Raw genomic sequence first — 20597 nt, 5'->3', positions numbered from 1 at the left:
CCGGGCCGGCGCGCAGCGGCGCGTCACCCGGGCGCCGGCCTCGCTCCTGCTCACGCACAAAGGATGCATGAAATTATCTAACTACGCCTGCTTGCTGGCCAGCCTGTGCGCTGGCGCAGGCGCACACGCGGTGCCGGCGCCTGCGCCAGCCGCGCTCCCCACCGCATCGACTCCCCTCATCAAGCCGCCGCCGGCCACCGCCGCGCCCGCCGCCACCGAACATGCGGCCCTGCCGCCGCCCTCATCGGCCGCGCAAAAGCTGTACACGGCCGCGCGTGCCGACATCCTGCAAGTGCGCGTGCTGCTGAAGAACGGCCGCACGCAATCGTCGGTCGGCTCGGGCTTTTTGATCGGCACGGGCGACTTGGTGGTCAGCAACTATCACGTCGTGTCGCAATTCGCCCTCGACCCCGATACCTATGTGGGCGAGTGGGTCGACACGAGCGGCCAGCGCGGCAATGTGGAATTGCTGGCCGTCGACGTGCTGCACGACCTGGCGGTATTGCGCGTGAACCGCCACGGCACGGGTTTCTTCAAGATGCCGGAGCCGCTGGCGCCGCTGACCCAGGGCCAGTACCTGTATTCGATGGGCAATCCGCTGGACCTGGGCTTCGCTATTTCGGAAGGCTCGTACAACGGCGTCGTCACGCGCAGCTTCTACGACCAGCTGATGTTTACGGGACCGATCAATTCCGGCATGAGCGGCGGCCCCAGCGTCACCGCGAATGGCGACGTCGCCGGTGTGAACGTGTCGAAACGCCTCGACGGCGAACTCGTCAGTTTTCTCGTGCCCGCCCGCTATGCGCAGCAATTGCTGGCCAAGGTGGCGCAGCAAGGCAAGCCGCCGAAGGACTTCAAGCCGCTGGTGACGGCGCAACTGCTGGCGCACCAGGAAGTCATGCTGGCGCGCCTGCTCGATACGCCCTTGAGCCTGAAAGCCATGGGCCCGTATCGCGTGCCCGTGCGCGAGTCCGACCAGATGCGCTGCTGGGGCCGCTCCAACGTCAAGTCAGACAAACCCTACATGCTCGACAACACCAGCTGCGCCATGGAATCGGCCATCTTCATCTCCGGCGCCCTGCAGACGGGGCAAGTGTCGATGCGCCACGAATTTTTGCGCAGCAGCGAACTGGGCCCGCTGCGCTTTTCCGAGCTGGCCAGCGCTTCGTTCAAGAATGAAAGTTTCGGCAGCTACAAGAGCGTGAATCTGACCGGCCCGCAATGCACCGAACAGTTCGTCAAGAACACCACCCTGCCCCTGCGCGCCATCCTGTGCGTGCGCGCCTACCGCAAGTTTACGGGACTGTACGACTTTGCCCTGCTGGCCGCCAGCACCGATGAGCCACTCATGAGCCTGCAAAGCCGCATCGACGCGCGCGGCGTGTCCTACGCCAACGGCATGCGCGTCACGCGCACCTTCCTCGAAGCGCTGTCGCGCGCGCCCTCCACCACCAGCAGCCGCAAGCCATGAAAGCACCATACTTCATCGAAATCCTCGCCGAGAATGGCGAGGTGCGGCAACGCCAGCGGATCGAATCCCTGCCGATCCGCATCGGACGTGGCTACGACAACGACTTCATCCTCGACGACGCGCATACGGCCGCCGCGCACGCCATTGTCGAGGACGACGGCGCGGGCGGCCTGCTGCTGCGCGACCTGGGCAGCCAGAATGGCGTGATCCACCGGGGACAGCGGCAACTGCAAGTGGCCATGAGCGGCAACAGCATCGTGCGCCTGGGCCACACGCGCCTGCGCGTGCGCGCCAGCGACCAACCGGTGGCGCCCGAACTGGGCGACACGACCAGGCACGACTGGGAAGGCTTGCGCCCCGCCGTTGCCGGCCTGACCATGATCGGCGCCTCGGCCGCCTTCAGCAACTGGCTCAGTGATGCGGACGCCTTCGAACCCATTTCCTACCTGATGATCATCGCCTACGCGCTGGCCGGCGGCCTCGTGTGGGCGTCGATCTGGGCCGTGGCAAACCGCCTGTTTGGCCATGTGGCGCGCTTCGGCCGCCACCTGTTCATCATCGGCTGCGGCTTGCTGGCCATGGAAGTGTGGGAACTGGGCAGCAACGTGGCGGCGTATGCGCTGTCGCTGGAAGTGCTGACGCGCTACGGACGGCATATGTTCATCGTCATTGTATGCGTCATGATTTACTACCATTTGTGCACGATCAAGCCGCAGCATCCGCGCCGCTTCGGCCTCGTCGCCATCGTGCTGGCCATCCTTGGCTCGACCCTGATCCTGCTGAGCAACCTGCAAGCCAGCGGCCGCCTGGCCGACGAGCCCTACATGTCCGTGATCTATCCGCCAGCGTTGCGCCTGAGCCCGAATCACACGACGGACGCCTTCTTCCGCGATGCGGCCAGCCTGCAGCGCGCCGTCGACGCCGAGCGCGGCCAGGCGGCCAAGGGCGCCGACGAAGACGAAGACAGCGGCGATTAAGCCGCCGCCATGCAAAAAGCCCGCCGTGTCCTAGCAGACCGGCGGGCTTTTTTACGTGCGCCGCGAGGCGCGCAGAAGAGTGCTACTTAAGACTTGCGCTTAGAACTTGTCATCTTGCTTGCGGCGCGCCGTGAAACCCAGCAAGCCCAGGCCGATCAGCAGCATGGCATAGGTGCTTGGTTCCGGCACGGCCGACACCAGGCCATCGGTGCTGGAAAAGCTGGCGAAATTGTTGTTGCCCGCCTTGAACTGGACTTGCTGGCCGCCATCGCAGCAGTTTTCCAGGCCAAAGATGCTCAAGGTGTGGTTGCCGGCCGACAAGGTACCCGAACCGCCGAGGAACTGGCTGCTGCTATTGTAATTGCCAGCCCACCACAAGTCGCTGCTCTTGAAATCCAGCGCAACGCCGTCGAGGAACAGGGCGCCGCCCTTGCCGAAATCGACGCCGCTGCGGAAGCTCCAGGCACCCGCATCGGCTGCGCTGACGCCAAAATTGATCACCGACTTGAAGGCAATGTTGCTGCCGGCGCCAAACAGGCTGCTATTCGTGAAGTTGTTGTAGCTGGCGATCGTTGTCGTGCCATAGCCGGCGCCCGGCGTGGCCACGGCGGCATTCACCACGGACTGGTAAGCGGCGGCGGAAGCTTGCGCGCCGGCGTTCGAGTAGCCGGTGGACACGGTGATGGTGCTGGCGTTCGCGTGGGAAAACACACCAGCGACGATCAGGGACAGGGCGAATTTAGGCAAGTTTTTCATGATAAGTATCCAGTCAGTAAGTATTCAACGGGCGCAACAGGCGTGAAGGCGCTTGAGCTGAATACACGCTGCATTGAGGCGTGTCGGCGTAGCGCAAGAATTGCAAGGATGAGCGGTCGGGGACGTGGCTTCCGCAAAACAGCGCGGACTTGCGGCGTGCCATGGCGGCACTGCAAGCGTCCTGGAAAGGGTTCGGGTTCCCGGGACAAAACCAGACAGTTGACGGGTCAGGTGAAACGTTGAATCTATTCTATCTTAAATTCCCTAGAAGAAAAGTATTTTTCTTTTAGTCATGTAAGATACTTTTATGACAATCACACGCAAAAAGGCTGAACAGGCCTGCTTGGACGGGCATTTTGCCCCTGGAGCGGTAGCCGGACCTGTCGCGCAAGCGCCACAAGCGCGCGCGACAGTGTCGCATCGTGCGCATTTCTTTTCGCATGCCGCTGCACCACGGGGCGAAACAGCATGGCAAAATGTAGTCACGCTGCTATCTGTCCGAACTGGGGGAAAGAGGAATGGTCGACCTGGAAGAACTACGCTATCTGGCACTGTCGTTTCCCGACGCCACCGAGGAAGAACACCACGACCGTCCGGCCTTCCGCGTGGGCGGGAAGATCTTTGCCACCCTGCCCGATGACGAGCACATCAACGTTCTGCTCGATGCGGAAGCGGCGCATATCGCCACCGTCATCACGCCGTCAGGCTGCGAGAAGCTGTGGTGGGGCGAACGCCTGGCCGGCATCACGGTGCGCCTGGCGGATGCCGAACTGGACATGCTGGCCGCCGCCCTGACGGCCGCCTGGCGGCGCAAGGCGCCCAGCGACCTGGCCAAGACCATCGCCCCGACAGGCTAGTTACATCGGCCAATTGCGCAGCAGCAAGCCCACCATCTGCTGCAATTGCTCGCGCGAGACGCCGGCGGCCGCCTGGATGGCCATGCCCTGCGACAGGGTCACGACAAAGCGCGCCTGCTGCTCGGGGCAGGAATCGGGCGGCAAATCCCCCTCTTCCTTCGCGCGCCGCAAGCGGTCGCGCAGCTTGATCTCACCGCGCAGCCGGCGCGCGAACAATTCATCGCGGATCGGCAAGGCATCGTCGCTGCAGGCCAGCGCCGCATTGACGCCCATGCAGCCGTGCGGACCGTCCGGCATGGTTTGCGCGTCGACATACTGCGTCAGCAAGGCTTCCACCACCTGGCGCGCCGTCGGCTGTTCCAGCGCCGCGTCGAAAAACCGCATGCGCGTGTCACTGTAGCGCTCGAGCGCCTTGTGGAACAATTGCTCCTTGTTGCCGAACACGGCATACAGGCTGGGCCGGTTCATGCCCATGGCCTTCGTCAATTCCGGCAGGGAACTACCTTCATAACCCTTTTCCCAGAACACTTTCATGGCGCAATCGAGCGCCTCGTCCGCGTCGAACGTGCGTGGCCGCCCCGTTTTCGCCTTGACGGCTTCCTCTTTTTTATCTTGTTTCATACCGTTCGGTAAAAAATTATTGACAACAATGTCCGCCTGCCCTGATTATATACCGACCGGTTAAAAACCTCCGGGCTTTTCAGGAACCCCTATGCACACACCTTCCAACCCTACTGACGACGATACCACCGTGGCGCCGTGGCTGGCCGTCTTGTCCGTCGGCATCGGCGCTTTCGCCCTCGTCACCTCCGAATTCCTGCCCGTCGGCCTGCTGCCGGCCATGGCCGCCGAACTGGCCATCAGCAAGGGCCAGGCTGGCTTGATGATCACCACGCCCGGCATCGTTGCCGCCTTTGCCGCCATCTTCGTCACCGTCGGCTCGGGCCGCCTGGACCGCCGCATCGTGCTGCTGGCCCTCACGGCCCTGCTGGTCGCCTCGAACCTGCTGGTGGCGCTAGCGCCTTCATACGCGTGGATACTGCTGGGCCGCGCCATGCTGGGCGTGGGCGTGGGCGGCTTCTGGGCCATCGGCAGCGCCATCGGCCCGCGCCTGGTGGCGCCGCAGCATGCGTCGCGCGCCATGTCCATCATCTTCGCCGGCGTCTCGCTGGGCACGGTAGCGGGCGTGCCGGCCGGCGCTCTGGTGGGCGAGCTGGTGGGATGGAGAGTGGCTTTCGGCGCTGCCAGCGCCATTGCCGTGCTGGTCTTCCTCGGCCAGCTATTGCTGCTGCCCAAACTGCCACCGACGCAGGCCATCCGCTTGCGCCAGTTGCCGATGATTTTCGGCATCCGCAAGGCCAGGCTGGGCCTGATCGCCACGGCCATGCTCTTCACGGGCCAGTTCGCCGCCTACACGTATATCGCGCCCTTCCTCACGCAAATCTCGCACCTGGCGGCCGGCACGGTCAGCGCCATGCTGCTCGTGTACGGCGCTTCCGGCTTCATCGGCAACCTCGTGGGCGGCTGGGCCGCCGGCCGCTACGAACGGGCCGCGCTGATGGTGACGGGCGCCGTGCTGGGCTTGTCCACCCTGGCCCTGGCTGCGTTCGGCAGCCATTCGCTCACCGCCATGCTGCTGGTGGCCGTGTGGGGTTTCGGTTTCGGCGCCATGCCGATCGCCGTGCAGACGTGGATGTTCAAGGCGGCGCCGCACTTGATGGAAGGCAGCAGCGCGCTGTTTGTCGCCATCGTGCAAGTGTCGCTGGCGTCCGGCGCCTTGCTGGGTGGCATGGCCGTCGACCGGCTAGGCGTGTCCAGCGCGATGGTGGTAGGCGGCCTGTTCGCCCTCGGCTGCGCTCTGACGATCGCCATCTTCGGCAAGCCGCAGGCCAGCGTCAAGGCCGGCGCGGCCTGCATCGCATCGTAGGTATCAAATGCGGCCGCGGCGAAATTCGCCGAGAAATTTCGTCACTTCGGCCGGCGTCATCACCACGTCCGCGTCGCCGTGATATGCGTACAGGAAAGGCGTGCCGCCCAGGCGGTCCGTCAGCTTGGCAAAGAGCAGAAAACGGCTGCCCAGCGGATAGCGCTGCAGGTCGACGAGGCGGCGCGAACACTGCACGGCCAGTTCCGGTGAAAAAGCCTGGCCCGGCACGGGGCGGATTTCCACGCGGCCATGAACCGCGCGCGATTCGACGGCGACGTGCCGGTATGCATAAGTATCACGGGCCATGCCGCCACCTTGAATGAAGTAAAGGCGCCATCTTAAGCGAAGATGGCGCCTGCCGTGCTACTGCGCCACGATGCGCAGCAAGCGGCCATTGTCTTCATCCGTCAGCGCATACAGATAGCCATCCGGGCCCTGGCGCACGTCGCGCACGCGCGCGCCGATGGACAGGCGGTCCTGCCCCGTCACCTTGCCATTTGCATCGACGGCGATGCGGCGGATATCCTGGGCCGCCAGGCCGCCGCTGAAGATGCTGCCGCGCCAGGCGGCAATCTTGTCGCCCGTGTAGACGGCCAGCCCCGACGGCGCCGGCGATGGCACCCAGGCCACGCTCGGATTGAGCATGCCCGCCACTTCATGCTTGCCGACCGGTTCGTGCGTCTTGTAGTCGGCGCCATAGCTTTGCAGGGGCCAGCCGTAGTTGCCGCCCGCCACCACCAGGTTCAGCTCGTCGCCGCCGTACGGACCGTGTTCCGTGGCCCACACGCGGCCGGAGACGGGATCAAGCGCCATGCCCTGCACGTTGCGGTGGCCGTACGACCAGATTTCCGCCAAGGCGCCCTTGGCCGCCAGCGGATTGCCGGGCGCCGGTTTGCCCTCGTCCGTCAGGCGCAGGATGGAACCCTGGTGCGTGGCCAGATTCTGTGCCTGCTCGCGCGCCAGGCGGTCACCGATGCGCAACGGCGGATTGCCGCCATCGGCCACGCTCATCAGCAAGGTGCCGTCCGGCAGCCACAGCAGGCGTGAACCGAAGTGCTGCCCGCCGCTCTTGTCCGTGGCGACCTTGAACAGTGTCTGGATGCCCGTCACCTTCTTGCCGTCGAACACGCCGCGCACGAGCGTCGTGCGGTTGGCGTCATTCGTGCCCGTCGACACCGTCATGTAGACGCGTGGATTCGGCTTGCTGGCATCTTGCGGGTGAATGACGATATCGAGCAAGCCCCCCTGCCCGCCCGTAAATACCTTGGGCATGCCTTCCAGCGCCACGTCCTCGAATTTCTTGCCGTTCAGCAGGTGCAAAGTGCCCTGCATGCTGGTGACGAGCGCGCGCCCCTCGCCCAGCCAGGCGATGCCCCACGGCTGGCGCACGCCCTGCGCGACGGTCTCGGCCTTCCAGCCCTGTTTCGCGGCGGGCGGCTCGCCCGTGGCTTGCAGTTCGGCCCAGGCCGATGGCGCGGCGGTCAGTGCCCATGCAAGCACAATGCTGATACGGCGTCGCTGGAACATGCTCTCTCCTGTCAGTGGTCGATCATCGGTAGCGTATCAGGCGCGCAGCAGCAAGGCCACGGCTTCGGCCGCGATGCCTTCTTCACGGCCCAGGTAGCCCAGTTTTTCATTTGTCTTGGCCTTGATGTTGACCTGGCCCACACTCACGCCCAGGTCTTCCGCCACATTGGCGCACATGGCGGCGATATGCGGCGCCATTTTCGGACGCTGGGCGATGATGGTGGCGTCGATATTGCCGATGATATAACCGGTCGCCTGCACGCGGCGCACGGCTTCGCGCAGCAGGGTGCGCGAATCGGCGCCCTTGAATTGCGCGTCCGTGTCGGGGAAATGGCGGCCGATGTCGCCCAGGGCGGCGGCGCCGAAGATGGCGTCCGTAATCGCGTGCAGCAGCACGTCCGCGTCGGAATGGCCGAGCAAGCCCAGGTGATGGGGGATGTTCACGCCGCCGATGATCAGGTCGCGGTTTTCCACCAGCGCGTGGCAGTCATAGCCCTGGCCGATGCGAAATGGCAATACGGGAGTGGTGATGGTCGTCATGCGGTCTTTCGATTCAGGATTCAAGGATGGGCCAAGAAATGAGCCAAGTACAGCTCGGCCGTGTGTATGTCGCGCGGCAAGGTCACCTTCAGGTTGCGCGGGTGGCCTTCAACCAGCCTGGGCGCCAGGCCCAGCGCTTCGACGGCGCTGGCGTCGTCGGTAATCGCTTGCGGATCGGGCGCTTCGGACAAGGCTTGGTGCAGCAGCGCATAGCTGAACATTTGCGGCGTCTGCGCCAGCCACAGGCCGTCGCGCGGCACCGTCTGCGTCGACAGGCCGCCCGGCCCGGCCCGCTTGACGGTATCGACCACGGGCAAGGCCAGCAAGCCGCCGGCCGGATGCGCGCCGACTTCGGCAATGAGTTTTGCAATCAGTGCCGGCGTCAGACCAGGGCGCGCCGCGTCGTGCACCAGCACCTGGTCGTGGGCAGCTATGCTGCCGTGCAGCGCCTGCAGGCCATTCAGGATGGTTTCCATGCGCGTGGCGCCGCCGCAGCGCAACACCGATACGCCAACCCCTGCGCCGTGTTCCGGCACGACAGTATCAATCATGCCATCCTCCGCGCTGACGACGACATACGTGTGCGCGATCAGGGGGCTGGCGAGAAAGGCGTCGAGCGCGTGGCGCAGCATGGGCTTGCCGGCGATGGGTAAATACTGCTTGGGACTGCCCGCTTCCATGCGCGCGCCCACGCCGGCGGCGGGGATCAACGCAAAGTAACGGACGCTATTCGGTGCTGCTGTCATGCCATTCCTTGTCTAGTTGCCGGGCGCTGTCTTGCCCGTCAGGATATTCTGGATCTCGCCCTTGCAGGCCTTGCCCAGGCGCGCATATTCTTGCGGAGAATCAATGGCCGCCTGCAAGGCTTCCACCTTGCGCATTTCGGCCTTGACGTATGGCAACCAGCCCGTGTCGATCTCGCGCGCCAGCGCCGCCTTGGCCGTGCCGCTGGGCGCATACAGGGGCCGCGCCTCGAAGCGCTTGGCCAGCGCCGCGCGCACGGTCTTTTCAACGCGCGGCAAGTGTTCCATATAGGTTTTCATGTGCCGCAGCTCGTGCGCAAGTATCTCATCATACGCGCAAGTGCCGGGGGCAAACTCGCGGCCGATATAGATCACCACGGGCGCATACGTCAGGGTCACGGTGATCTGCGGCGCCACGCATTCATAGCCGCTGGCCGGGTCCTGCAGCATGGGACCGGCCAGGGCGATGGCCACGCGCGAATCCGTCTTCGTCAGTCCCAGCACCCAGGTATTCGCGCGCGCCGTACCCTTCATCACCGTCAACGCCTTGTACGGCAGATGCGTGTCGATGCTGTAGCCGTTCTGCTGCGCCGTCAGCACGGACACCGTCTTGCTGATCGTGTCCTCGCAGCGCACCTGGAACGGCGTGCGCGCCTGCGCCTGCGCCTCCAAGGTGATGCAGGTCAGCAGCAGAAAAAGAACCGTGCGCATGCGCAGGATCAAGCTGCTTGCCAGGCGCCGCTGGTAATCTTGTCGAGCCAGAAGATGCCGATGACGGTTTTCACGTCCGTGATCGTGCCATCCTTGACCCAGTCCAGCAGTTGCGGCACGGTGGCCGTAAACGTTTCCAGGAATTCGCCTTCGTCGAGCTGGCGTTCGCCGGCCACCAGGCCGCGCGCCAGGAACAATTCCAGGTGTTCGTCGGAATACGCGATGGCGTTATGGATGGTGGAGACGAATTGCCAGTCGCTGGCCGTGTAGCCCGTTTCTTCCAGCAACTCGCGCTGGGCGCACGCCAGGTGCGATTCTCCCGCATCGATCTTGCCGGCCGGGAATTCAATGAAGACCCGGTCCAACGGATAGCGGTACTGGCGCTCCATCAGCACCGTGCCATCGTCGAGCAGCGGCAGGATGACGACGGCGCCCGGATGCAGCACGAATTCGCGCGCCGTGATCTTGCCATCAGGCAAGGCAACACGGTCGCGCTGCACGCGCAGGAAGCCGCCTTGGTAGACGAGCTCGCCATCGACCTTGGTTTCAATCAATTGCGTATCAGTGGCTTGGGTATCCATGGGATTCCTTTATTCAATAAAAAACGGCGCCAGAGGCGCCGCTTTCGGAGATGTTGCCTAGCGGCGTTTGCGTAAATAACGGCTCACAAACCCCGGGAAAGCCAGCACCAGGAACAGACAGCCTGTGATGGCGTAGAACTCCCACGTCTGCGGGAAACCGTTGCCGATGCGCGCTTCGAGCGCGAATGCCACGGCGCCGACGATGAAGTACAGAATCACCATCTCCAGCAGGCGCAGCGCCAGCGGCTTGCGCCAGCCCTGCTCTGCTTGCGCCGCCTTTTTCAAGGGTACGGCGGCAAACAGTTTCTCGTTCAGGAAAGGCAGGTTGGCGCCCAGGATACCCAGGGCGATCACCAGCCAGCTCGAAGCGGTGACATCCATCGGTCAGGACGCCAGGGTCTTGGTGATGGCGGTCGCGCAGGCAGCCAGAATGCTGTTAGGCATCACACCCAGCGCCAGGACGAACACGCCGTTCAAAGCCAGCACGACGCGCATGTCGCCATGCACGACCAGCGCATTGCTGTCCGTCGGCTCGTCAAACCACATCATTTTCACGACGCGCAGGTAGTAGAAGGCACCGATCAGCGAGAACAGCACGGCAGCGATGGTCAGCCACAGCTGGCCCGTGGCCAGCACGGAAGCCAGCACCGAGTACTTGGCCATGAAGCCCATCAGCGGCGGCACGCCGGCCAGCGAGAACATGAACAGGGTCATCACCAGCGCGAAGATCGGGCTGCGTTTGCCCAGGCCCTTGAAGTCGGCCAGTTCTTCTGCTTCGAAACCATTACGTGCCAGCAACATGATCACGCCAAAGGTACCCAGCGTGGTGAACACGTAGGTGATGACGTAGTACATCGAAGCGCCGTAGGCGGTGGCTGCGCCAGCCGCGTTCAGGGTGTTGTTCGGTGCGTCAACGGTACCGGACAGCAAGCCCAGCAGAACGAAGCCCATTTGTGCGATGGTCGAGTACGCCAACATACGCTTCAAATTGGTTTGCGCGATGGCGGTGAAGTTACCGATGGCCAGCGACATCACGGCCAGCACCAGCAGCATTTGCTGCCAGTCATGCGCCATCGGCAGCAAGCCTTCGGCCAGCAGGCGCAGGGCGATGGCAAAGGCAGCCAGTTTCGGCGCCGCGCCCAGCAGCAAGGTCACGGCCGTCGGCGAACCTTGATACACGTCAGGCACCCACATGTGGAATGGCACGACGCCCAGTTTGAAGGCCAGGCCGGCAACGAGGAACACCAGGCCGAAGACCATGATGGTGCCGTTGGTCTTGCCGTTTTCCAGCGCCACGCGCAGTTCGCCCAGGTCCAGCGTGCCGGACGCGCCGTACAGCATCGAGATACCGTACAACATGAAACCGGAAGCCAGTGCGCCCAGGATGAAGTATTTCATGGCCGCTTCCGTGGCCTTGGCATTGTCACGGCGCAAAGCGATCAGTGCGTACAGCGACAGCGACATCAGTTCCAGACCCAGGTAGATGATCAGGAAGTTGTTGGCCGAGATCATGATCATCTGGCCCAGCAGTGCAAACAGGGCCAGCACGTAGAACTCGCCGCCCAGGTTACCCGACAGCATGTTGCGGTCGGTGGCATAGGCACGCGAGTAGATCAGAGTCAGCGCCACGGCGCCGTACGAGAACAGTTTCAGCAGCTGCGACATCGGGTCCGACACGAACATGTTGTGGAACGTGTAGACGGTGGTGCCCGCGTTGAAGTCGCCCACGGTCAGCAAGGCGCAGCCGGCCAGGGTCAGCAAGGCCAGCACGTAAGTGATCGAACGCTTCGCCGCAGGCAAGAACATATCGATCAGCAAGAGCGCCGACGTGGCGATCAGCAGAAAGATTTCCGCGTACAGCGGTACCAGATTAGGTGCATTAGTCATGTTATCGGTCTTCTATTTAAGGCAACTTGCTGGTGGCGACATGCTGCAGCAGGTCAGCAACCGAAGTTTGCATCGTGTCGGTGAACGGGGCTGGGTACAGACCCATCACGAGCACGGCGATGGCCAGCACAGCAAGCATGAAGAATTCACGTTTGTTGATGTCGGTCAGTTCGGCCACATGCTTGTTCTTGATCTTGCCGAACACCACGCGCTTGGCCATCCACAGCGAGTACGCCGCGCCCCAGATCAGTGCCGTTGCAGCCAGCAGACCGATCCAGAAGTTGTATTTCACTGCGCCCAGGATCACCATGAACTCGCCGACGAAGCCGGAAGTGGCTGGCAGACCGCAGTTGGCCATCGAGAACAGCACGAAGAAGGCGGCAAATTTCGGCATGCGGTTCACGACGCCGCCGTAATCGGCGATATTGCGGGTATGCATGCGGTCATACAGCACGCCGATGCACAGGAACATCGCGCCGGAGATGAAACCGTGCGAGACCATCTGCACGATACCGCCCTGCACCGAAATGTCGTTGAACATGAAGAAGCCCAGGGTGACGAAACCCATGTGCGCGATCGACGAATAGGCGACCAGTTTTTTCATGTCGGTTTGCACCAGGGCAACCAGACCGATGTAGATCACGGCGATCAGCGACAGAGTGATCATGAAGCCCGACAGGTAGTGGCTGGCGTCCGGCGTGATCGGCAACGAGAAACGCAGGAAGCCGTAGGCGCCCAGTTTCAGCATGATGGCGGCCAGCACGGCGGAACCGCCGGTAGGCGCTTCCACGTGGACGTCCGGCAGCCACGTGTGGACAGGGAACATCGGCACTTTCACGGCAAACGCCATCAGGAAGGCCAGGAAGATGAAGATCTGCTCGTTCATCGTCAGCTTGAACGCATGCCAGGCCAGGATGTCAAAGGTGCCCGACACATTGCGCAGGTAGATGATGGCAACCAGGGTCAGCAGCGAACCGAAGAAGGTGTACAGGAAGAACTTGAACGACGCGTACACGCGGTTCGAACCGCCCCAGATACCGATGATGATGAACATCGGGATCAGGGTTGCTTCAAAGAAGAAGTAGAACAGCAAGCCGTCCAGCGCGCAGAACACGCCGATCATCAGGCCCGACAGGATCAAAAACGAGCCCATGTACTGGGCGATGCGCTTCTCGATCACTTGCCAGGCCGAAATGACGACGATGACGGTGATGAACGCCGTCAGTGGCACGAACCACAAGGACAGGCCGTCGATACCCAGCGAGTACCAGATATTGAAGGTTTCAATCCACGGTGCTTTTTCGACGAATTGCATGCCGTGTGCGGCGTTGTCGAAATGCTGGATCAGCGGCAAGGTGCACAGCATGCTGAGCACGGCGCCAGCCAGCGACAGCCAGCGGGTAAAGCCCGCTTTGCTGTCACGGCCGAGAGCCAGGATCAGGACGCCGCAAATGATCGGCACCCAGATCGACAGACTCAGGTAAGGAGGTAGTGTAGAAATCGTAGACTGCATCATGGTTCTCAGTATTCTTTTATCAGGTCAGCTTACTTAGCGGGCCAGAATGGCAGGAAATAGATCAGGAAGCCCAGCACGCCCAGGATCATCACGAATGCATAGTGATAGATGTAGCCGGTCTGCAACACTCGCGACAGCGAGGACAGCCAGGCGACGACCTTGGCGCTACCGTTGACCAGCAGGCCATCGATCAGCTTCTTGTCACCGAAGTTCCACAGGCCATTACCCAGCAAGCGGGCACCGCCGGCGAACACGACTTCATTGAACTTGTCCATGTAGTACTTGTTGTCCAGCAGGGTGTGGATCGCGTGGAACTTGGCAAAGAACCAGGCCGGTACACGCGGGTTGACCATGTAGCAGTAGTAGGCTGCCACCACGCCGGACAATGCCAGCCAGAACGGTGCCGTCGACAGGCCGTGGATCGCCATCGCCATTGCGCCGTGGAATTCATGCGACAACTCTTCCATTGCTGGATGGTTTTCGCCGACGAAGATCACGCCCTTGAAGAAATCGCCATGCAGCATCGGGCCGATCGTCAGGTAACCGATGATCAGCGAAGGAATCGCCAGCATCACCAGCGGGAACCAGACGACGAATGGGGATTCATGCGGCTTCTGGCCAGGTTCCAGACCGTGGTGCGCGTGGTCGTCGTCCTCTTCCTCGTGATGATCGTCATGTGCATCGCCGTGCGCGCCATGGGCCGCTTTCGGTGCGTGATGGTCGTCATGACCGTGCGCATGTGCCTGGCCGAAACGTTCCTTGCCGTGGAAGACGAGGAAGTACATGCGGAACGAGTAGAAGGCGGTGACGAACACGCCAGCCAGCACGGCGAACTGGGCAAAGCCAGCGCCCCAGATGTGCGTCGCTTCGACGGCTTCGATGATGCTGTCTTTCGAGTAGAAACCGGAGAACAGCGGCGTGCCGATCAGGGCCAGCGAACCGACCAGTGACGTGATCCACGTGATTGGCATGTATTTGCGCAGGCCACCCATGTTGCGGATATCCTGGTCATGGTGCATGCCGATGATGACGGAACCGGCGCCCAGGAACAGCAGTGCCTTGAAGAATGCGTGTGTCATCAGGTGGAACACGGCCACGGAGTACGCGGACGAACCCAGCGCGACGGTCATGTAGCCCAGCTGCGACAGGGTCGAGTAAGCGACGACGCGCTTGATGTCGTTCTGGATGATGCCCAGGAAGCCCATGAACAATGCCGTGATGGAGCCGATCACCAGGATGAAGGACAGTGCCGTGTCGGACAGTTCGAACAGCGGCGACATGCGCGAAACCATGAAAATACCGGCCGTCACCATCGTCGCGGCGTGAATCAGTGCCGAGATCGGGGTAGGACCTTCCATCGAGTCAGGCAGCCACACGTGCAGCGGGAACTGCGCCGACTTGCCCATCGCGCCGATGAACAGGCAGATGCAGGCAACGGTCAGCAGGGCCCAGTCGGTACCTGGCAGGCTCAACAGAGCCAGTTCGTCTTTCTTGGCGAACACTTCCTGATAGTTCATGGTGCCGGCGTAGGCCAGCAGCAAGCCGATGCCCAGGATGAAGCCGAAGTCGCCCACGCGGTTGACGAGGAAAGCCTTCATGTTGGCCACGATGGCCGTCGGCCGCTGGTACCAGAAACCGATCAAGAGGTAAGAGACCAGGCCCACGGCTTCCCAACCGAAGAACAGTTGCAGGAAGTTGTTGGCCATGACCAGCATCAACATCGAGAACGTGAACAGCGAGATATAGGCGAAGAAGCGGTTGTAGCCTTCGTCGTCCTTCATGTAGCCGATCGTGTAGATGTGCACCATCAGGGAGACGAAGGTGACCACGCACATCATCATCGCCGACAGCGAATCGATCTGGAAGCCCACTTCCATCTTCAGGGTGCCGATCGTCATCCAGTTATAGATCGTGCCATTGAATGTCGCGCCATCCATCACTGCCAGCAGTGTCTGCACGGACAGGATGAACGCAATCAGTACGCCCAGGATCGTCGCGGTATGCGACGTCTTGCGTCCGACCAAATTACCCAGGAACTGGGTGCCAAGCAAGCCTGCAATCGCGGCACCGGCCAGCGGCGCCAGCGGTACGGCAAGAAGGAGGTTAGGGTTGAGGAGTTGCCCCGCCATGATGAACCTTAATCGTTATTATTCGAGAGATCGAGTCTGAAAAACATCAGCCTTTGAGGCTGTCCAGGTCTTCGACGTTGATGGTATCCAGATTACGGAACATCACCACCAGAATAGCCAGACCGATAGCCGACTCAGCGGCGGCAACCGTCAGGATGAAGAAAACGAAGATCTGACCGGCCGCGTCGCCCATGAAATGGGAGAACGCGATGAAATTCATATTCACCGCCAGCAGCATCAATTCGATTGCCATCAGCAATACGATGATGTTCTTGCGGTTCAGGAAAATACCGACGATCGAGATTGCGAACAGGATCGCGCCCAGGACCAGAAAATGTGTGAGCGATAATGTCATGGTGCCTCCTTAACTTCCGGCTCAGCCGCAGGACGCTCGACAACCGCGTCCATCTTGATGATCTTCAGGCGGTCGTTGCGCTTGACGCGCACGGCGTCGCCTGGAGCAAAGTGCTTGGTGTCCTTGCGTTTGCGCAGGGTCAGTGCAACCGCGGCAACGATGGCCACCAGCAGCACGACGGCAGCGATCTCGAAGGCGAACACATATTTCGTGTAGATCAGCAGGCCCAGTTCCTTGGTGCCGCCCAGGTTGACGTTCACCGGAGCGATGCTAGGCGCAAAGTTGCGGAAACCGTGCCACAGGACGGCAGCCATTTCCAGCACGATGATCACGCCCACCGTCACCGACAAAGGCAGATAGCCCCAGAAGCCTTCGCGCATGCGGTCGATATTGATATCGAGCATCATGACCACGAAGAGGAACAGCACCATCACGGCGCCGACATACACCAATACCAGCACGATGGCCAGGAATTCAGCTTGCAGCAGCATCCAGATGCCGGCCGCGGAGAAGAAGGACAGTACCAGGAACAGTACTGCGTGGACCGGATTACGGGCCGTGATGACGCGCGTCGCTGCCAGAATCAAGATCAGCGCGAAGGCGTAAAACAAAATTGTTTTAAAGTCCATAAAAAACCCAATAGACGTACAGATGAACGAGGGGCGCGCCGCAGCTTTAGGGCTGCGGCGCATCCATCAGCGATAAGGTGCGTCGGCGGCGCGCGCAGCGGCGATGTCATTTTCATAACGATCACCTACGGCCAGCAACATCTCTTTCGTGTAATACAAATCCCCGCGTTTCTCGCCGTGGTATTCCAGGATTTGCGTCTCGACGATCGAATCGACCGGGCAGGACTCTTCGCAGAAACCGCAGAAGATGCACTTGGTCAAGTCAATATCGTAACGCGTGGTGCGGCGCGAACCGTCGTCACGCTGTTCCGATTCGATCGTGATGGCCATCGCCGGGCAAACTGCTTCGCACAGTTTGCAGGCGATGCAACGTTCCTCGCCGTTCGGGTAGCGGCGCAGCGCGTGCAAGCCACGGAAACGCGGCGAGATCGGTGTCTTCTCTTCCGGGAATTGCACCGTGATCTTGCGCGAAAACATGTACTTGCCTGTCAACGCCATGCCCTTGATCAGCTCGCCTAACAAGAGGCTGCTGAAGAAATCTTTTACCTTATCCATTCGTATGCACTCTCTTACTTCCAAATATTCCAGGATGTCTGCATCCAGGCAGCGACGAAGACCAGGTAGACCAGCGTCAACGGGATAAACACTTTCCAGCCGAGGCGCATGATCTGGTCATAACGGTAGCGTGGGAAAGTACCGCGCACCCAGATGAACACCGACACGATGAAGAAGGTCTTGGCGAACAGCCAGAAGAAGCCGCCGAAACCACCCCAGAACTCGAGGAAGGCAAATGGTGCGGACCAGCCACCGAGGAACATGATCGAAGCCAGCGCGCCGATCAGGATCATGTTGGCGTATTCGGCCAGCATGAACATGGCGTAGGCCATGCCCGAGTACTCGACCATGTGGCCGGCGACGATTTCCGACTCGCCTTCGACGACGTCGAACGGGTGACGGTTGGCTTCAGCCAGACCCGACACCAGGTAGATGACGAACATCGGCAGCAGCGGCAGCCAGTTCCACGACATGAAGTTCACGCCTTTTTCGGCGAAGTAGCCGATTTGCTGGCCGCCAACGATGTCGATGAAGTTCAGGCTGCCCGAGACCATCAGCACGATGACCATCACGAAGCCCATCGGGATTTCATACGAAATCATCTGTGCCGAAGCGCGCATGGCGCCCATGAACGAGTACTTCGAGTTCGAGGCCCAGCCGGCGATGATGATGCCGTAGACTTCCATCGAGGTAATCGCCAGCAGCAGCAGCAAGCCCGCGTTGACGTTGGCCAGCACGGCTTCCGGACCGAACGGCACGACCGACCAGGCGGCCAGGGCCGGCATGATGGTCATGATCGGGCCGATCACGAACAGGCCCTTGGCGGCCTTGGCCGGGATGATGATCTCTTTGAACAAGAGTTTCAGCGCATCGGCGATCGGTTGCAGCAGGCCCAGGGGACCCACGCGGTTCGGGCCGACGCGGATCTGGATCCAGCCGATCAGCTTGCGCTCCCACAGGGTGGCGTAAGCAACCAGGCCCATCAGCGGCAACAGCACGCACAGGATCTTGATCAGGGTCCAGAAGAACGGCCAGGTACCGCCCAGCAAATCCTGGCCGGTACTGTTGATGACGTTTACAAATTCAGGCAGAGCCATCAGATTTTCCCCTCTGCTGTTTCAACTGTGATGTCACCGAACATGCCGCCCAGGCTAGCCGTCGAGGCATGCGCCGCCGACACTTTGACCACATTGGCTGGCAGGCCGGCGTGAATTGCCGCCACCAGGATGGCGCTGCCGGAGCCTTGCGCCACTTTGACCTTGTCGCCCGCCTTGATGCCCAGCTTTTCAGCCAGCGCCAGGGACAGGTGCGCTTGCGGCGCGGCGCCATCGACCGTGCGCAGCAGCGGTTCGGAGCGGCGTACCAGCGCGTCGGCGAAGTAGATGGGCACGTCGGCGATGCGTTGCAGCGCAGACGACGCCGGGGCGTAGCTTGCCGCTTCCGGTGCATTTTTCGCGATGTTGTTCAGCTGTGCCGACAGATCGGTCACGCCGGCACCAAACGCTTCGTCGCGGATCGCTTCGGAGGTGTCGTAGTCGAAACCGGCCAGGCCCAGGATGTTGCCCAGGACGCGCAGCACTTTCCAGGCTGGACGGGTATCGGCCAGCGGTTTCACGGTGCCGTTGAAGCTTTGCGCGCGGCCTTCGCAGTTGACGAAGGTACCCGAGGTTTCAGCGAACGGGGCGATCGGCAGCAAGACATCGGCGTAATCCATGCCGTGCTTGAAAGCGGACATGGCCACGACCATGTCGGCACCATCCAGGGCAGCGCGGGCCGCTTGTGGATTGGCGGCATCGAGTTCCGGCTCGGCGTGCAGCAGCACGTAGGCTTTTTTCGGCACGGCAAACGCTGCTTGCACGTTGGCGCGCGGCTTGGCGACCAGGTGCGCGCCAACCGTGTTGGCCGCTTCCGTCAGGTAACCGAGCTTGGCGCCCGTCTGTTCGGCGATCCATTGCGCGGCAGCATGCAGTTGCGACGCTTGCGGGTGTTGCGTTGCCGCATTACCCAGCAGCACGGCGCCGTTGTCGCCAGCCATCAGGCTGGCTGCGATGGCGACAGCCACGTCCGAAGCGTTGACGGCTTCGAAGCCTGCAGGCGCCGTAATTTCTTTCGCTTTAGCAACAGCGACGACCACTTCCGACAAGGCCGCCAGCCAATCGCTAGGCGCGACGATCATCTTGTTGGCGATGGTGATCAATTGATCATCGTCCGAGGCGTGCAGGATCGACAGCTTGGCGCCGCCCTTGACGGACGCGCGCAAACGCGTGGCCAGCAATGGGTGATCCTTGCGCAGGAACGAGCCGATGACGAAGGCGCGCTTGATCTGGCCAAATTCGTTGATAGGCATGCCCAGCCATGGCTTGACGCCAGCGTCCAGCGCGAAGTCGGTCTGGCGCAGGCGGAAGTCGACGTTCTCGGAACCGAGACCGTTGGCGACTTTTTGCAGCAGTACCAGCTCTTCGACGGTCGAATGCGGGGTTGCCAGCGCGGCGATGGCGTCGGCGCCATGCTCGTGCTTGATATTTTTCAAACCGTGCGCCACGTATTCCAGCGCCGTTTGCCAATCGACTTCTTTCCACTCGTTGCCTTGTTTCAGCATCGGGGAAGTCAGGCGCTCGGCACTGTCCAGCGCTTCGTACGAGAAACGGTCCTTGTCCGAGATCCAGCACTCGTTGACGGCTTCGTTTTCCAGCGGCAATACGCGCTTGACCTTGCCAGCTTTCACTTGCACGATCAGGTTCGCGCCCAGACCGTCATGCGGGCTGACCGATTTGCGGCGCGACAGTTCCCACGTACGGGCGCTGTAACGGAACGGCTTCGAGGTCAGTGCGCCAACCGGGCACAGGTCGATCATGTTGCCCGACAGTTCCGAGTCGACCGTCTGGCCCACGAAGGACACGATTTCCGAGTGTTCGCCGCGGCCGATCATGCCCAGTTCCATCACGCCAGCCACTTCCTGGCCAAAGCGTACGCAACGGGTGCACTGGATGCAGCGCGACATTTCCTGCATGGACACCAGCGGACCGGCTTCCTTCGGCTGCACGACGCGCTTGTCTTCCTTGTAGCGCGATTCGCTCTTGCCGTAACCCACTGCCAAGTCTTGCAACTGGCATTCGCCGCCCTGATCGCAGATAGGGCAATCGAGCGGGTGGTTAATCAGCAAGAATTCCATGACCGACTTTTGCGCCTGCACAGCTTTATCGCTGGCGGAACGCACGATCATGCCGGCACTGACCGGGGTCGCACAAGCGGGCAAAGGCTTGGGCGCCTTTTCCACTTCGACCAGGCACATGCGGCAGTTCGCTGCGATCGACAATTTCTTGTGATAGCAGAAGTGCGGAATGTAGGTTCCCAATTTGTTGGCGGCGTCCATCACCATGCTACCAGCAGGGACTTCGACTTTTTTGCCGTCTATTTCGATTTCAACCATGGTGAT

Annotated in this window: 21 protein-coding genes; 4 read left to right on the top strand and 17 right to left on the bottom strand. The window is 61.6% G+C overall.

Annotated features, from left to right (window positions below; translation table 11 throughout):
- The first annotated feature begins 67 nt into the window (after window positions 1–67).
- Complete coding sequence (locus SJI03_RS19515) at window positions 68–1471, top strand: serine protease (RefSeq protein WP_322428267.1); 1404 nt, start codon at window positions 68–70, stop codon at window positions 1469–1471.
- The gene (locus tag SJI03_RS19510) at window positions 1468–2448 is read left to right on the top strand and encodes an FHA domain-containing protein (protein WP_099378309.1); all 981 of its coding nucleotides are present in this window, start codon (window positions 1468–1470) and stop codon (window positions 2446–2448) included. Before SJI03_RS19515 ends, SJI03_RS19510 begins: the two co-directional genes overlap by 4 nt.
- A 99-nt stretch (window positions 2449–2547) precedes the next feature.
- Here the strand turns inward: SJI03_RS19510 and SJI03_RS19505 are convergent, their stop codons facing one another.
- A complete protein-coding gene (locus tag SJI03_RS19505; protein ID WP_322428266.1) occupies window positions 2548–3204 on the bottom strand; it encodes a CCXG family PEP-CTERM protein in 657 nt (218 codons plus the stop codon).
- Between the two features lie 518 nt (window positions 3205–3722).
- Here SJI03_RS19505 and SJI03_RS19500 point away from each other — a divergent pair.
- On the top strand, window positions 3723–4061 hold the full coding sequence (locus SJI03_RS19500; RefSeq protein WP_099378307.1) for an MmcQ/YjbR family DNA-binding protein: 339 nt from the start codon (window positions 3723–3725) through the stop codon (window positions 4059–4061).
- Here the strand turns inward: SJI03_RS19500 and SJI03_RS19495 are convergent, their stop codons facing one another.
- On the bottom strand, window positions 4062–4682 hold the full coding sequence (locus tag SJI03_RS19495; protein ID WP_077407037.1) for a TetR/AcrR family transcriptional regulator: 621 nt from the start codon (window positions 4680–4682) through the stop codon (window positions 4062–4064). It abuts the gene before it with no gap.
- A gap of 91 nt (window positions 4683–4773) precedes the next feature.
- Between SJI03_RS19495 and SJI03_RS19490 the strand changes: the two genes are divergently transcribed.
- Window positions 4774–5988, top strand: coding sequence for an MFS transporter (locus SJI03_RS19490; protein ID WP_322428265.1), 1215 nt, complete (start codon window positions 4774–4776; stop codon window positions 5986–5988).
- A 3-nt stretch (window positions 5989–5991) separates the two neighbouring features.
- On the opposite strand, the gene SJI03_RS19485 is transcribed toward SJI03_RS19490, so the two are convergent.
- From SJI03_RS19485 to nuoG, 15 genes are all read right to left on the bottom strand, one after another.
- Window positions 5992–6294 (bottom strand): hypothetical protein, encoded by a 303-nt coding sequence (locus tag SJI03_RS19485; protein WP_322428264.1) that lies wholly within the window; start codon window positions 6292–6294, stop codon window positions 5992–5994.
- A gap of 57 nt (window positions 6295–6351) precedes the next feature.
- A complete protein-coding gene (locus SJI03_RS19480; RefSeq protein WP_322428263.1) occupies window positions 6352–7515 on the bottom strand; it encodes a PQQ-dependent sugar dehydrogenase in 1164 nt (387 codons plus the stop codon).
- Window positions 7516–7551: 36 nt separating this feature from the next.
- The gene (ispF, locus tag SJI03_RS19475) at window positions 7552–8055 is read right to left on the bottom strand and encodes a 2-C-methyl-D-erythritol 2,4-cyclodiphosphate synthase (RefSeq protein WP_322428262.1); all 504 of its coding nucleotides are present in this window, start codon (window positions 8053–8055) and stop codon (window positions 7552–7554) included.
- A gap of 20 nt (window positions 8056–8075) precedes the next feature.
- Window positions 8076–8801 carry a 2-C-methyl-D-erythritol 4-phosphate cytidylyltransferase gene (gene ispD / locus SJI03_RS19470; protein ID WP_322428261.1) on the bottom strand — a complete coding sequence of 242 codons (726 nt, stop codon included), beginning with the start codon at window positions 8799–8801 and terminating at the stop codon, window positions 8076–8078.
- Between the two features lie 12 nt (window positions 8802–8813).
- On the bottom strand, window positions 8814–9509 hold the full coding sequence (locus SJI03_RS19465; protein WP_233516156.1) for a hypothetical protein: 696 nt from the start codon (window positions 9507–9509) through the stop codon (window positions 8814–8816).
- Between the two features lie 8 nt (window positions 9510–9517).
- Complete coding sequence (locus SJI03_RS19460; RefSeq protein ID WP_099378299.1) at window positions 9518–10090, bottom strand: NUDIX domain-containing protein; 573 nt, start codon at window positions 10088–10090, stop codon at window positions 9518–9520.
- A gap of 57 nt (window positions 10091–10147) precedes the next feature.
- A complete protein-coding gene (locus SJI03_RS19455; protein WP_099378298.1) occupies window positions 10148–10471 on the bottom strand; it encodes a DUF2818 family protein in 324 nt (107 codons plus the stop codon).
- A gap of 3 nt (window positions 10472–10474) precedes the next feature.
- Window positions 10475–11977, bottom strand: coding sequence for an NADH-quinone oxidoreductase subunit NuoN (gene nuoN / locus SJI03_RS19450; RefSeq protein WP_322428260.1), 1503 nt, complete (start codon window positions 11975–11977; stop codon window positions 10475–10477).
- 16 nt (window positions 11978–11993) lie between these two features.
- Entirely contained in the window at window positions 11994–13493 is a 1500-nt protein-coding gene (locus SJI03_RS19445) for an NADH-quinone oxidoreductase subunit M (protein WP_072452736.1), read from the bottom strand.
- 29 nt (window positions 13494–13522) lie between these two features.
- Entirely contained in the window at window positions 13523–15622 is a 2100-nt protein-coding gene (gene nuoL / locus SJI03_RS19440) for an NADH-quinone oxidoreductase subunit L (RefSeq protein WP_322428259.1), read from the bottom strand.
- Window positions 15623–15668: 46 nt separating this feature from the next.
- Complete coding sequence (gene nuoK, locus SJI03_RS19435) at window positions 15669–15977, bottom strand: NADH-quinone oxidoreductase subunit NuoK (RefSeq protein ID WP_010399724.1); 309 nt, start codon at window positions 15975–15977, stop codon at window positions 15669–15671.
- Complete coding sequence (locus SJI03_RS19430) at window positions 15974–16606, bottom strand: NADH-quinone oxidoreductase subunit J (protein ID WP_034779507.1); 633 nt, start codon at window positions 16604–16606, stop codon at window positions 15974–15976. Before SJI03_RS19430 ends, nuoK begins: the two co-directional genes overlap by 4 nt.
- A gap of 66 nt (window positions 16607–16672) precedes the next feature.
- Window positions 16673–17161: an NADH-quinone oxidoreductase subunit NuoI gene (gene nuoI, locus SJI03_RS19425; protein ID WP_010399726.1), complete on the bottom strand. Its 489-nt coding sequence runs from the start codon at window positions 17159–17161 to the stop codon at window positions 16673–16675.
- 14 nt (window positions 17162–17175) lie between these two features.
- Window positions 17176–18258 carry an NADH-quinone oxidoreductase subunit NuoH gene (nuoH, locus tag SJI03_RS19420; RefSeq protein WP_099378296.1) on the bottom strand — a complete coding sequence of 361 codons (1083 nt, stop codon included), beginning with the start codon at window positions 18256–18258 and terminating at the stop codon, window positions 17176–17178.
- Entirely contained in the window at window positions 18258–20591 is a 2334-nt protein-coding gene (gene nuoG / locus SJI03_RS19415) for an NADH-quinone oxidoreductase subunit NuoG (protein WP_322428258.1), read from the bottom strand. Before nuoG ends, nuoH begins: the two co-directional genes overlap by 1 nt.
- Window positions 20592–20597 lie beyond the last annotated feature (6 nt).

The sequence above is a fragment of the Janthinobacterium sp. GMG1 genome (assembly GCF_034427795.1).
Taxonomy (GTDB): domain Bacteria; phylum Pseudomonadota; class Gammaproteobacteria; order Burkholderiales; family Burkholderiaceae_D; genus Janthinobacterium.
This window is presented reverse-complemented; position numbering and strand designations above follow the sequence as displayed.